Annotated in this window: 18 protein-coding genes; 4 read left to right on the top strand and 14 right to left on the bottom strand. The window is 41.6% G+C overall.

Going from position 1 to position 13,695, the window contains the following annotated elements:
- The first annotated feature begins 28 nt into the window (after positions 1 to 28).
- Positions 29 to 646, top strand: a complete 618-nt coding sequence (locus M1E09_RS09655; RefSeq protein ID WP_456274620.1) for a polysaccharide deacetylase family protein — start codon at positions 29 to 31, stop codon at positions 644 to 646.
- Positions 647 to 837: 191 nt separating this feature from the next.
- Positions 838 to 1,491, top strand: a complete 654-nt coding sequence (locus M1E09_RS09650; protein WP_456274619.1) for an MtnX-like HAD-IB family phosphatase — start codon at positions 838 to 840, stop codon at positions 1,489 to 1,491.
- Between the two features lie 261 nt (positions 1,492 to 1,752).
- On the opposite strand, the gene M1E09_RS09645 is transcribed toward M1E09_RS09650, so the two are convergent.
- Positions 1,753 to 2,193 (bottom strand): ferritin-like domain-containing protein, encoded by a 441-nt coding sequence (locus M1E09_RS09645; protein WP_456274618.1) that lies wholly within the window; start codon positions 2,191 to 2,193, stop codon positions 1,753 to 1,755.
- Between the two features lie 106 nt (positions 2,194 to 2,299).
- Between M1E09_RS09645 and M1E09_RS09640 the strand changes: the two genes are divergently transcribed.
- Positions 2,300 to 3,331, top strand: coding sequence for an alpha/beta fold hydrolase (locus M1E09_RS09640; protein WP_456274617.1), 1,032 nt, complete (start codon positions 2,300 to 2,302; stop codon positions 3,329 to 3,331).
- A gap of 31 nt (positions 3,332 to 3,362) precedes the next feature.
- Here the strand turns inward: M1E09_RS09640 and M1E09_RS09635 are convergent, their stop codons facing one another.
- From M1E09_RS09635 to M1E09_RS09620, 4 genes are all read right to left on the bottom strand, one after another.
- Positions 3,363 to 3,767: a cytochrome-c oxidase gene (locus M1E09_RS09635; RefSeq protein ID WP_456274616.1), complete on the bottom strand. Its 405-nt coding sequence runs from the start codon at positions 3,765 to 3,767 to the stop codon at positions 3,363 to 3,365.
- A 91-nt stretch (positions 3,768 to 3,858) separates the two neighbouring features.
- Positions 3,859 to 4,311: a CoxG family protein gene (locus M1E09_RS09630; RefSeq protein ID WP_456274615.1), complete on the bottom strand. Its 453-nt coding sequence runs from the start codon at positions 4,309 to 4,311 to the stop codon at positions 3,859 to 3,861.
- 152 nt (positions 4,312 to 4,463) lie between these two features.
- Positions 4,464 to 4,898, bottom strand: coding sequence for a peptidylprolyl isomerase (locus M1E09_RS09625; RefSeq protein WP_456274614.1), 435 nt, complete (start codon positions 4,896 to 4,898; stop codon positions 4,464 to 4,466).
- A 145-nt stretch (positions 4,899 to 5,043) separates the two neighbouring features.
- Entirely contained in the window at positions 5,044 to 6,054 is a 1,011-nt protein-coding gene (locus tag M1E09_RS09620) for an ion channel (RefSeq protein ID WP_456274613.1), read from the bottom strand.
- A 351-nt stretch (positions 6,055 to 6,405) separates the two neighbouring features.
- On the opposite strand from M1E09_RS09620, the gene M1E09_RS09615 reads away from it, so the two are divergent.
- Positions 6,406 to 7,329, top strand: a complete 924-nt coding sequence (locus tag M1E09_RS09615) for a 3'-5' exonuclease (protein WP_456274612.1) — start codon at positions 6,406 to 6,408, stop codon at positions 7,327 to 7,329.
- Between the two features lie 25 nt (positions 7,330 to 7,354).
- Here M1E09_RS09615 and M1E09_RS09610 read toward each other — a convergent pair whose 3' ends face one another.
- The 9 genes from M1E09_RS09610 to M1E09_RS09570 form a co-directional block, all read right to left on the bottom strand.
- A complete protein-coding gene (locus M1E09_RS09610) occupies positions 7,355 to 7,597 on the bottom strand; it encodes a hypothetical protein (RefSeq protein WP_456274611.1) in 243 nt (80 codons plus the stop codon).
- A 52-nt stretch (positions 7,598 to 7,649) separates the two neighbouring features.
- Entirely contained in the window at positions 7,650 to 8,000 is a 351-nt protein-coding gene (locus M1E09_RS09605) for an STAS/SEC14 domain-containing protein (protein WP_456274610.1), read from the bottom strand.
- A 74-nt stretch (positions 8,001 to 8,074) separates the two neighbouring features.
- Entirely contained in the window at positions 8,075 to 8,461 is a 387-nt protein-coding gene (locus M1E09_RS09600) for a flavoprotein (protein WP_456274609.1), read from the bottom strand.
- Entirely contained in the window at positions 8,462 to 8,989 is a 528-nt protein-coding gene (locus M1E09_RS09595; RefSeq protein ID WP_456274608.1) for a hypothetical protein, read from the bottom strand. It abuts the gene before it with no gap.
- A 737-nt stretch (positions 8,990 to 9,726) separates the two neighbouring features.
- Entirely contained in the window at positions 9,727 to 10,647 is a 921-nt protein-coding gene (locus M1E09_RS09590; protein WP_456274607.1) for a nuclease-related domain-containing protein, read from the bottom strand.
- Positions 10,648 to 10,733: 86 nt separating this feature from the next.
- A complete protein-coding gene (locus M1E09_RS09585) occupies positions 10,734 to 11,288 on the bottom strand; it encodes a histidine phosphatase family protein (protein ID WP_456274606.1) in 555 nt (184 codons plus the stop codon).
- Between the two features lie 15 nt (positions 11,289 to 11,303).
- Complete coding sequence (fosB, locus tag M1E09_RS09580) at positions 11,304 to 11,720, bottom strand: metallothiol transferase FosB (RefSeq protein WP_456274954.1); 417 nt, start codon at positions 11,718 to 11,720, stop codon at positions 11,304 to 11,306.
- Positions 11,721 to 11,733: 13 nt separating this feature from the next.
- Positions 11,734 to 12,036, bottom strand: coding sequence for an NUDIX hydrolase (locus M1E09_RS09575; RefSeq protein ID WP_456274953.1), 303 nt, complete (start codon positions 12,034 to 12,036; stop codon positions 11,734 to 11,736).
- Positions 12,037 to 12,272: 236 nt separating this feature from the next.
- Entirely contained in the window at positions 12,273 to 13,463 is a 1,191-nt protein-coding gene (locus M1E09_RS09570; RefSeq protein WP_456274605.1) for an MFS transporter, read from the bottom strand.
- Positions 13,464 to 13,695 lie beyond the last annotated feature (232 nt).

Genomic DNA, 13,695 nt, shown 5'->3' with positions numbered 1-13,695 from the left:
TTGATTCTTCATGAGAAATAGCCCTTGAGTGGTTGACTGCACCAGGGTCGTGTACGACTCTACTGATGAAAATGTAATCACACACCTTAATGACGCCCGCGAAAAAACCGTCATGCTGACATTTGACGATGGGCCAGCCAGGGTACTGCGTCAAATCCTCGATATACTGAAAAAGGAACAGGTACAGGCTGTTTTTTTCTGGCAGTCCCGCCTGCTCCACCACCAACGCCCTTGGAAACGGGTACTGGATGAAGGACATATTATAGGCAATCATTCTACAAATCATAAAAATTTAACAAAGCTGAGCCAGAAGGAACAATATCATGATTTAGCTCAATGCCAATCATGGATTCAACAGGTGACCGGACAAAAACCAAACTACTTCCGCCCCCCTTTCGGACAATACAATCAGGATACGCTCACTGCAGCCGGTGAACTTGGCATGAAGACCGTCATGTGGCGAATTGCCTCAATGGACTGGGAGCTCCAGCATGATTCAGCGCAAATACTGAAGTATGTCCTGGACAACCTAGAAGACGGAGCCATCATCTTACTGCATGAACTGCCACAAACCGTGAAGGTGCTTCCTGAATTGATTCGGAGGATAAAAGAAAAAGGATTTCAATTCGGTGTACTTGACGCTTAGGGCTTCCTAAGCGTTTTTTGTAGTTTGAATCTGATTGAGTAATATTCTAAGATATTGCGGACTAAATACTCTTTCATTGAATATTAACCCTATGCCATAAGAGCCTCATCACGCATGATTTCACCAATAAAGTTATAAATACACTATAATGGGAAAAGTAATACAGATAATATTCAGTTGGAGGTTTGACAATGAAAAAGTGGGCATTTGTCTCAGATTTTGACGGAACCATTTCAAATCAGGACTTCTACGATCTGGTCATTGAAAACTATTACCAAGAAGGTAAAGAACTTTATAAGCAGTGGAAAAATGGCGAAATGCAGGATATCGAGTTTCTGAGTGAGGTGTTCAAGAACATCAATGACAAAGAGGAAAACGTCATCGAGGACATCCGAAATCTCCCTATCGATGAACACGGTATACATTTTATTAAAAAAGTGCAGAAATACGGCGGAGATGTGTTCATCTTAAGTGCCGGTACCGATTACTATATTCACCACCTGCTCGAGCATTATGGTATTGAGAATGTAAAAGTCTACTCCAACGAGGGGTACTTCGAAAATGAAGGCGTTCACCTCAGACTGGACCCGTCACATCCTCACTATCATGAACGCTACGGAATCGATAAATCAAAAGTCATAAAGGAACTGCAAACAGAATATGAATCCGTCCATTTCATTGGTGACAGTGAACCGGACACCCACCCATCCAAACACGCCGACCTGGTTTTTGCCAAAAAAGGACTTCAGGATATGCTTCGGGAACAGAAAGTAGACTTTGTAGCTGTAGATACCTTCAAGGATGTTGAGGAGTATTTGATTAATGAAGGATTTCTGGATAAATAATATGAGACGGCCTCATAAAAATACTGCGGCCGTCTCTTTTTTGGGGTCTTGTGTGCGGGATATTCAACTATACGTACAGTTTATGCAATAATGCGCACGGTTTATACATATATACGCACGCTTTATACAGGAATACGCACGGCTTTTAGGTATTTGTGCACTGTTTAGAATCAGTCTAATCCAACGCTGTCAAAATCCCATTTATTTTTTCACTTTAATTGGCGACAACTGTATTTTTCCAGGTGTTATATATTCAGTAAATTAATGAAATTGCTGTCCGCTCAATTCTTCCAGCAGCCGGACATGCTCTCTGTCCTTATCAAGAATTTCCTCAATGATTTCTTTGCTCTCAAAGTCCAGATCCCCTTTTACGATTTCTTCGGACATTTCAACCCCATAATGGCTCTCACCCTTTAAGGCACTCTCCAGTAGATCTTCATCATTGTCAGGAATCATGAATTTCCCTAAATACCCCTGCACCTTGCCCATGGCCCCTTCATCTACAACCGGAATTCCCCTCAACGCCCGGATTCTTTCTGAAACTTTTAAGGCATGCTGCTTATGGTCCTCCTGTATCTCCTGAAAGGTATCCCTTAATGAGGGATCTTCTATTTTCTCAATGAATTCTTCATAAGCATGAATTCCCATATACTGCCCTTTCAAAAATTCATTCAATGTCTTTACTACACTTTCATCTGCCATGAATACACTCCTTTTCGATCTAGTATTTGCTTCCCAGGAGTTGTTATGTAAAAAAGCACCATCAACCTGGCAATGGTGTTACAATATCTACATAAGGAGGAATATTATGTTAAATTTATTTCAAAAACCTGATTTCATGATTCCTCCAGAAGGAATTGATTCTGTTGAAAGAGTAACTCTCGGCGGAATCCAACAGACCATTCTTATTCAATCCACTGCTATGAATCTTCCCGTCCTGTTGTTCCTTCACGGGGGGCCTTCCATGCCTCTGCCAGGGGTTTCTTCACGTGGAAAAAATTACACTGTTGCCACCAATACGAAAGAACTGGTCAAACATTTCACCCTCGTTTTCTGGGATCAGCGCGGAACAGGAAAGTCCTATCACAAAAACATCCCTCAAGAAACCATGAATTTTGAACAGTTTGTCCAAGATGCCAATGAAATGACAGACTTTCTGTTGAAAAGATTCAATCAGCAAAAGATCTATCTTGCAGCCCATTCATACGGCAGCCTGATCGGAATGTACCTGATTCATCATCATCCGCAGAAGTTTTATTCGTATACAGGAATTTCCCAACTGATAAGCTGGACGGAAAACGATAAATTGAGCCTTCAATGGCTTAAAACTGAAGCAGCAGCACGTCATGACAAGAAAGCATTGAAAGAATTGAATGCAGTAGGAGTACCACCGTTTTTAGAAGGCCAGAAGCAATGGGGCGTCTTGCGCAAATGGCAGATGAAGTATAACTCAATGGTTTACACGGATAAAAATATCAAGCATCCGGGCTTGGCGAAAATTTCACTCAATATGTTGCTCTCGAAGGACTACCGCTTAAGTGATATGAAACATACCTTTTATGATGGCTTCAAGTTAGTTTATTCAGATGAATTCATCAGAAACATCCCTCTTATCAATGTGGCAAAAGACATTCCACGAATCGGCATCCCGGTAACCTTCATCCATGGAAAACACGATGTTCACGTTCATGGTGAACTTTTGGAAGACTATGTTGAAAACTTGAATGCTGAACATGGCAAAAGGATAGTCTGGTGCGATAAATCAGCTCATTTATTTCATCCTGATGACACAAAGGATATAGAGAACCTTTTGATACAAGAACTGAACCATTCACAATAAAAGTCCCCTTCAAAGCTGAAGAGGACTTCGTTCATGCAGAAACATTATTTGACGCAGCAGTTTTCACGTCAGACGCCTTTACATTTTTAAGAACATTAATGAAAAATGAAATAATACCAAGAGTAGCAAGAATGGATCCAGCCGATATGATCGGCACGGCAAGTGACTGATTGTGCACGACGATTAACAGACCTGCACACATGAACGGAAGACCGATATTATGCAGCCAGAAATGAATTTTCCCAAGAGTGCTTTCAGCCGCTGCAGGAAATAACACATAAATCAACCCGGCTAATGCAAGAGAAGCCCACCCCAATAGATTGATATGAGCATGTGCACCTGTGTACGCAAAATTATGGACAATGGACATATACATACCTAAACCGACACCAACAATCAGATAGAACACAGAAATCTTCAAGAGTTTGGCACCCATCTTATCTCACCTCCTCATTGTAAAATAAATACAATAAAATAGTACTATATTCCTTTTTCTTATTCAATAATTTATTAGAAAATTAAAAATATTATTTAGAGGAATAAATTCCCTCCACCTTATAAGCAACTGCTTCGGTCAGTTCCCTCGTCATCTCCGGCAAAATGGAGTTAAGCAAAGGGTTCACCATTTTTGCCAATGGTCCTTCTGCATTGATCTCAAGGAATCCGGTCATATAGGATGGGTCACCAACTACTGTGTCTGCCTGAAAATATCCATGGCCATTAAATCGCTCATTCAAACCGGTCAGATTGAATGTGACCTTTGTTGGCTCCTGCCAATCCGTAATATCGACTTTCAGGTGAACTTTTTTCTTAATGAGACCCAAATCAGTCTTGAACTTCCAAGTCGACTCTCTTTCATTAAATATCTCATGATCAATATAGCCAGGAACAAGCGGCGCCCACACATCCATCACACTAACAAACTTCCATAGCTCCTCAACCGTTGCTTCCACCTGCATTTTATGAAGGCCAGACGGCATACAATCCCCTCCCATAAGTCTTCTCTTGCCACTCTATATAAATATTAGAAAAATGGGAGGTTATTACTGGAGAAATGAAAGGTATGCTAAATGCTTAAGGCTGACATACAAAAAAGAGAGCTGATTAAATCAGCTCCCTCGGTTGATATTATTTAGTCTTCAATGACAACTTTCTGCATTACATCGCCATTTCTTAGGTTTCTTGCTGTATCAAGACCAGAAGTCACTTTACCGAAAACAGTGTGAACACCGTTCAAATGAGGTTGTGGCTCATGGACGATGAAGAATTGGCTTCCGCCTGTATCTTTTCCAGCATGCGCCATAGAAAATGAACCTGCTTCATGTTTGTGAGGGTTGCCTTCTGTCTCACATGGAATTGTATAGCCAGGTCCACCAGTCCCGGTGCCCTGAGGACAGCCCCCTTGGCTTACAAACCCAGGAATGACACGGTGGAATGAAAGTCCATCATAAAAACCTTCTTTTGCAAGTTTAGAGAAGTTTTCAACTGTTCCAGGTGCTTCGTTAGGGAACAAATCGAATTCGATTTTCTCCCCATTTTCAAATTGTATGTATCCTTTTTTAGCCATAGTGATCAACACTCCTATTCATTAGAAATCATTTATAATAATACCATGATTCTCTTCAGAAGAAAAAGATTGTGAAGGGACATCTTAAATTTCAAGGGAAGACAGCCGGAATTCCGAATATACCCGGCGGCTCAATCATACACCTTTAACCATCCAAACTGCCTCCAGCAGGCCATTTCCATGCATCCGCTTCAAGAAGCCCCAGCAGTTTTTCACGACGATTCTTCAACTCGGAAACTTCAACATTGAATTCCTCATTTGATTTCACCGGCAGCCCCTCAGAGCGGAGGGGATCCAAATCAATGGCAGGCGGTGATTTTCTTGCTGGTTTGGCGAAAACGGAATTCAGTAATTCCAAGTAGTCTTTTACACTCGACCTGGCCTGCTTCACCCATACTTTATTCGGCTGATATTGTTCATTCACTCCAAATTTATAAATCGTCAGTGCCTCATCAAAAATGGCGATGGCCATCGATGATGCCTGCTCCTTTTTAGAAGTATGGTAATAATGAAGAATGGGATATGCTTTATGCTGATGGACCAGGGTACTGAGCTGTGCTGCATGATCTTTTAAAAACAGGTTGATATTACTGTAGTCACTGCCATTCCACCCTTGTTTGACCACCGTTATGCCGTCTTTCCCCTGTCCGGTAATACTTGAAGCAAAGGCACGTTTCTGGATCACTCCACCGACAACCGACACTACATAAGAAACAGAAAGCGTGATAAACAACATGCCGCTTCCGGTCGCAACCGTTGTAGTGATCTGCCAAAAACCATCATTCGGAATATAGTCACCGACACCAAGAGTGAATACCACAAATCCAACGAAATAGATCCTCTCCGCCCAGGAAGAGATTGGAACCTTACTCTGCGATACCAAAATCGACTGTTCGCTTCCTGCAAAGAAGAAAGTCCACCCGGCCCACAAAAGGAAAATCCACATCAATAGTGTGAAAGTTAAAATCATCGGTCCCGCGAGAGAAAGCAATCTGGAATTTCCCCCACTCACCTTTTTCAAGCCCAGCCAACAGCCCTTGGCAAGCTGATTGGAAAGAGGTCCAGCACTTCCTTCCACCCATATCGTTGTCCATAATAAATCTATCGCTACCATAAGTAATAGCGCTGCCCCGAGAATCAAAAATAAAACATTCATTTCAAATCCCTCCCCTTATGTTATTTATGGGAGCCCTTTCTTTTTTCCTGACATTTCATGTAAATACCCGTCTGCTTTTATTGACAAACATTCAAGTGAGTTAGCAGGAAACAATTCCCCCTTCACTCGATTATTTTTCTATGTTAGGGTATAATACAGTAAGGCTCCTCCCGAATACCATTCGCTTGTTGCGGGACACTTAACCACTGTACGGATCGGGAGGAGTCTTCTTACATAGGAATGCCAAAGCTTGCGGTCATCGGGACTGCAAGCTTTTTTTTGCCATAAATTACTGCTTTCAATAAGGCTGTCCACCCTTTATACTGACAAGTTGGAGAAAGGAGAATGACCATGGCTGAACTGAAGCAATTTGTATTCTTTGATTTTGAAATGAAATGCGATGACCAGGGCATGGCCTATGAAAATATGGAAGCCATCCGCTTGGGAGCGGTCAAATATGATTTAAATTCGAAGTGTATCACCACTTTTGATCGATTTATCCAGCCAACGACACAGGAACCTTTAAGTGACTTTTGCAAAAAACTTACCGGTATCCGCGATGTTGACCTATTCTCTGCTGATATGTTTCCCGTAGTATTCAAAGAGTTTCTATATTGGGTTGGCGGCGTTAAAAAGACCCGCTTTTTCTCCTGGTCGAAAAGTGACTTATCCAGACTGAAAATGGACAGCCTGCTGCATGAACTGCCTCAGGCAACAATCGAAAAAATCGAAAACCGCTATGTCGATTTTCAACATGTGTTCAGCAAACGCGTTTCCAAGGATAATCTTTCTGTAGAAAATGCACTCGCCCTTTATGGTGTTGAATTTGAAGGTGAAGCTCATAACCCTATGTACGATGCCTACAATACATTGCAGATTTTCCTGCATTACTATAGCGAACCACTGCAATCAGACTTGCAAATGGCAAAAGCCTTTATTTTACCAGGACAGGAAGTTGATCATTCCACTGTCAATGCGCAAGTAAGACAAGCAGTCACAACAGACCTGTCGTCCCTGACTGAAAATCTCCGTTTCGCCTTCCGTTTAAGAGATGCGAAGAAACTGCTCAAAAAGGTCAGTAAGACTGTAAAAAAATATGATAATATCATAATCAACCGATCTGGTGTTTTTACAGAAGAGGTTCTTCAGCTGGTTGGGATCCTCACTCACTTCCATGAGGAATTAAGAGAATCCTATCAAGAACATTTTCTCTGTTCTTCCAGAGTCATGATCCTTGATGACCATTCCGTGCATTCCATTAAAAACCTGAAGTGAAGCTTGTGCGCTTCCTTCTACATACTCATGCCTTCTGCCTGACCAGCAGAACCATCATCATGCCGAACAGACCAACCACACCAGCTGCAACACCCGCTAAGGCAAATGGCAGGCTGTCCCATCCGCCGAGGAAAACAGCTGATCCCAAAGCAAATAAGCCTCCGGCCAGGGCGATAACATAAAAGGCAGCAAATCGTTTCGATTTCTTGACATTCCTGCTCAGTGTAAGAGTAACAACCAACAGCAATCCACTGGCAATCACCAGCATCTCAACCCCTCCTTTTCATAAGAAAAAGGAATGGAGAAAATCTCCACCCCGCTTAGTGAATCCATGTGACTGCATCTGTGCGATGGTCTTTATCGAAATGCTTCACTTCCATACCCGGCATCAGGTTCTCAAGCTTGGAACCCATTTCAATCCACTTCTTATCACTGACCACAGCCACTTTATTGAATTCATCCATATGTTCTTTGTCAAACTTAAAATCTTCCTTCAATGTCTTCATGCTAACATCGATATCATTCACGATCATCAAAAGATTCATTTCTTGACCTGGTGTCTTCTTATCATGAAACGCCCTTTCGAATTCTTTCATGTCTTCCTTCGTGATATTTCCCGTCACTTCAATCTCCAAAAGATCATTACGTCCACTCGGAATAATGGTAATCATGTTCATTCCTCCTTTATTGATCTCTCATTTCATTTATACCCGGAGGAATCGGGGGTTTAAACGTCGAAAACACATCAAGGAACCATCACGCCTGCCTCAATATAACTCCTGGCGAGCTTCCACTCACTGCCGATATTTTTGTATGTATTGAAAAATAAATTGGCAGTCTCAATTGGGTTACCTTCTATAACGAGAGTCGCCGAAATGATCACCATGGTTTCATCATGTCTTAGCGGGATCGTCGACATCGTTTTCAACTGCCACTCGGCTTGGTTTTCTTTTACAAAGTGGAACCCCTGCTCCCAGCCTTCAAGAGACTCCTCATATCCAAAATCGAGAATTTCCCCGCGCGAGAACTCCCTCGCCTGATAATCTCTTGATATGAGCGCTTGTAGCCCTTCAAGAGAAGACGAACTCCAGGCGGTTAAAAACTGATCTAAAAAAGAATCGAATGATTGCATTTATATTGCCTCCTTTACAACGCTGATTATTATAAAAATCACCATAAGTACCCCTAGTCCGATACCTGCCAAAACAGCCAGGATGTTCGTTCTCAGCGTGTACCCTTTAAAATCGGCCGGCGAAACAGACCGATCCACCTTTCTCATCCGAAAGAACAGGCTGAGGTTAAGAACCACTATCATAAAACCAATAAATCCAGCTATCTCCTTAAAGGAAAATTGCATATATTCCTCCGGAAGAGGTGTAGCAAAAGCCATATAAAACAAAAATACTGAAAAAAAGAAAGTAAATGCAATGGCTACCTTCTGCTGCTTCAACCACTCTGCCCCCATCTTCTCCTTCTCATACTGAGCCACCTCACCAAAAACCGGGATAAGAGAACGTGGAGAGTTCAAGTGCAGGAATAAAAATATACTTTGAGCTATTCCAAAAACACCCAAAAAAACAAAGAGCTGCCGCAATGTAAACGGAAAATAATTTATAGCCATAATGAGAATTCCTGCTATTGCCAAAATCATTGCATTCATGGCCACCGCCTGCCTCGTCCGCAACCGCCTTACCTGCACATAATCCAGTTTGCTCACCATCCTTTATGGTGATTATAGCAGAAATATTCTGATTATTGGTGGTTGTTACCATGAATTCTTTAACAAGAGGCTCTAACAACCATCACTGTTCCTCAATCACACTGCCGTAGGTCTGCTGCTGCTTTCTAGCGACATTTAAACTCCAAATCTATTAACTGAATGTCTTTAAAGCCCTCTTAGCGACACTTAAATTCCAATTCAACTAACTAAATGTCTTTAGAGACCCCTTAGCGACACTTAAATTCCAATTCAATTAACTAAATGTCTTTAGAGACCCCTTAGCGACACTTAAATTCCAAATCTACTAACTAAATGTCTTTAGAGGCCTCTTAGCGACACTTAAATTTCAAATCTACTAACTAAATGTCTTTAGAGGCCTCTTAGCGACACTTAAATTTCAAATCTACTAACTAAATGTCTTTAGAGACCCCTTAGCGACACTTAAATTTCAAAGCTACTAACTAAATGTCTTTAGAAGCCTCTTAGCGACACTTAAATTCCAGAACTACTAACTAAATGTCTTTAGAAATCCCCTTCAGACATTTAGATATCAAATTATCTACTAAGCTTCCCTCAAAAATCCGTTAATGACTTTTATTTCAAAATTTTTATATCCCGCGCTCACTAGAACCCGACATTAAACATACTTTAAAAAACAACTAAATGAGATCCGTTTTTCATTTTATTATTGAACCCTCATAATACGAATGTTTCCCATATCCAACTAAATCAAAATTTTTCAAAAGAATACTTCGTATAGCTCTCTTACTGACTACTTTGCAGATATCATGAACTTGGTTAGTTGAAAGCTTCATTTCCGGAAACAATAACTTAAATTCTCTAATGACTCGCAAAACTGCATCATTACAATTCTCTTTCTTACCACAGTTTTCACATAACAATGTCAATCGTTTAAATTGTCCATAAAACCCACCACACCCAAAACAAACAATCCCTTTCCGAAGATCCTCATACCTATACGCAGGCACCCGGGAATAAGGGGATTCTTCTGAATGAAACGACAACAATTTTTCCGCAGTCCTTATATCAGATTTTTTTGCATGGATCGTCTGTTTATGGAGTTTGTCGATGAAGCGGTTTAATTGCGCGGGGTATACAATCGGGAAATCCATAGGGGGATTATAGAGGTGAAATTCGGGATTCACAAAAACGAGGTATGGAACGATGGGGGCATGAATTCCATACGCCTCCAGCAGTTGCCGTAACATTGACTCGGCTCTATTCAACTGCAGCATTGGACTTTTGATTTCTTTTTTGCTTGAACAGGATTTCCATTTTTCACCTTCAATCAAGTAGTCACCCTCAAGGTTTTTGACCTCGAACAGGTACACTTTCCCAGCATTAACTCCCACAGAATCCAATTGGAAAAGCGTCTTTTTGTGTTCCAGCAGAAGATCATTTAAAAATACAACTTTACCAGAAACTGGTTCCGCCAACCTGTCGAATTTCTGTTCTCCTTCAAACCCCTTTTCTACATATAGATAGGCCTTCTCCTCATCGATCTCAAGTTCCGTCCTCACACTCAACGACCTGTATATCTTAAGCTCATCAGATACTTCCCGTTCTTTCATAATCATCAGCATCTCTCCTTTCTAAAACTATCATAAAACAAAAACCTGAATTTTCCAACAATAATAAAATAGAGAAGCAACCAACCGCTCCTCTACTCAAAAACTCTATCCACTTTCACCAACTCATGTCCCTCAAACGTCAACCGGTAAATATCCGGCATCCCGAGCCGACCCCAAAATTCAAAATCAAATCGTGAGTCAAAATAATTCATGATCAACACCATGATATTACCATGCGTACCAATCACAATATTTTTGCCAGAGAACTCATCAAGTACCTCCAGAGTCGCCCGAACTCCCCTTTTCTGCGCTTCCGTATTCGACTCTCCGCCTTCCCAGGAAAAATCCCATTCACTCCACACCTTCGTAATGGCAGCATCAAAATCTTCCACAGGCTTCTCAGATAAAAGGCGTTCCCTGAATCCATCCCGCACAACAATCTCACTGCCAAAATGCTCCGCCGCACCCTGGATGGTCTGTACCGCACGAAGAAAGGGGCTTGAGATGAACACATCGAGATTTTCACCAGCTAACTTCTCCGTCACTATCATAGCTTCATCAAAACCCTTGGCCGATAGGGGCCTTGTCAGCTCCTCAGGCGTATACCTCGAATGGGCATGCCTGACAAAATACAAATTCGTTTCCAAAACCAATCGCTCCTTTCAATCAAAAAACTTCATATGAGGTTTATCCTCTTTGTAATAATGCAGCCTGTCCTGCAAAGTTCCAGTATGAAATTCAAATTTGTGGCCGTCAGGATCTGTAAAATAAATCGATTTCCTATCCCTGCAATCACGTGCACGACCGGTTAAAATAACAGCACCGCATTTTATCAATCGATCATAGGCTGCATCATAATCTTTTTCATCAATAGAAAATGCAATATGCGTATACGATTCACTTTTCCGCTCTACACCCTTCTCCTCATTCAGAGCGAGCCACATCCCGTCCAAATCAAAGTAAGCTGTGCGGCGTCCTTTCACTAACAATCTTGCCTTAAATACTTTTTCATAAAAATCAACCGACTGATCCAAATCCTCAACTGAAAACAAAAAATGATTCAGTCCTTTTACAAGCATACCTTCACCAACTTCAAACAAATTCTTTTTTAACCAGCCACTTTAATAGGATAAAGTCCACCTCATCAATCGATTCAAGCGGCCTTTTCATATCCCATAGCATGATCTGAGAAGTTTCTTCATTTTCGTGAAAAGGCTGCAGAACATCTATTTCAGCAGTGAAAACCGGGTTATGCCTCAGCTCGCCATCCTTGGATTCTTTGACCATGATGCCTTTAAAACTTAAGCTGTCCACTACTTGTCCGGTCTCTTCATAAAGCTCTCTCGCTGCACAATCCCTGCACGATTCGCCTTCCTCTCTTTTCCCTGCCGGCAGCTCCCACTGATTTCTCCAAATGTTATAACAAAGCAGGTATCGATCCTCACACTTTAAAACAACAAACGAACCGGACAGTGGCTGCCAACCAACTCTCCAACTCCTCTTCCTTCATAGGCAAAAACTCAATAAACTCAAACCTGTGATTCTTCTCAACCATATTCAACAACCTGTCCCCCCTCACCAAGAAACTTTAGCACGTTACCGCACTAAAAGGGACAGTCCCTCGTAGTGCTTTAACGCGTTGAATCACTAATGCTTTCTTCCTCAAAAACCGCCTTCTCCGATTGATTAATCAAAACGATCAGCAAAAGAGCTATAGCCCCCATAAGAAAAGAAGCAGCCATGATGCTGTACCTTAGGGGGATGATTTCCCCTGTAAAACCGACCAGCAGAATAAATGAAACCTGAAGCACACTTTGAAAAATACCAAACACACTTGAGATCCTGCCCATCATCCCGACAGGCACATTATTCTGGTAAAACGTCATGAAACCTGTTCCCCAAAACGGATTGAAGAATCCCAATATCACAAAACCAAGCGCAACGGACCAAAAGGAAAATGAAAAGGCATAGATCAGATAACCAAGTGATACAAGCGCGAACCCCATGCTCATCATCACTTTGATAGACAGCTTCCTGGCCGCAGCCGATATCGCCGCAGCACCCAAAATCGAGCCGATTCCCGTTATGCTGATCAGAAATCCGTAATCTGTTTCGGAAAGCGCCAAAACATCTTGGGTAAAAACAACCTCCTGAGCGTCCATGCCCAATGCAATCACCATGAAAAACTGGGACAAAAAGTAGATTGTCACAACAAATCTGTTCCCAGCAGAATATCGAAACACATTTTTCCAATCTTCCTTAAGGACACCTAGTGTAATTCGTCTGGAATCTGGTTCCCCCATAACATCCGGAAGCATCATCAACATCATGCCAGATAACAGAAATGAAATGGAATTGATCCAGATTGATATATCGACTGATACAAAAATAAGCAGAACTCCTGAAATGGCCGGGCCGATCAGAAATGCACTTGAACTGATTAAGCTTCTGAAAGAATTAAACCTTTTCCTGTCTCCTTCAGGAATCAATCCTGTAATATAAGCGATCGATGCCGGTTCAAAAAACGATTTAGATATGGATAGTAAAAACAAAAGTATGTAAATGAAGAAAATCGACTGACAAAACGGAATAAGTGCAACCAATAGGGCACGAATAATGTCCGTCCCAATCATGATTTTCCGCTTGTTCATCCGGTCAATCAGACTGCCCGACCAGAATTTCGTCAGAATGGCTGCAATCGGCCCGATGATCCAAAGCCCTGCCACTGCAGCCGCAGAACCGGTCATCTTCAAGACAAGGATATTGATGGCGACAAGGTAAATAAAGTCCCCCAAAGTGGAAATTCCGAGTCCGAATAACAATAAGAGGGAACTCCTCCAATTCGTGATAACAATCCCTCCTTCGTTTGTTATCAGCACCTATTCTCTTTTATAAGAACCATTTCCTGTTATATGTGTAAAAATTCACGGAATCATCATTAATTGGGTATGAGGTTATTCACAAAAATATTTGCTGTTAAATAATATTAATTTTTATAAAGCCAATACTACTCTATATGACTGAATGATGGTGATTCTATGAGGCGAAAAAGCA

It is taken from the genome of Bacillus sp. AK031, assembly GCF_053903065.1.
The sequence above is the reverse complement of the archived record's forward strand: the minus strand, read 5'-3'. Positions and strand labels throughout refer to the sequence as shown.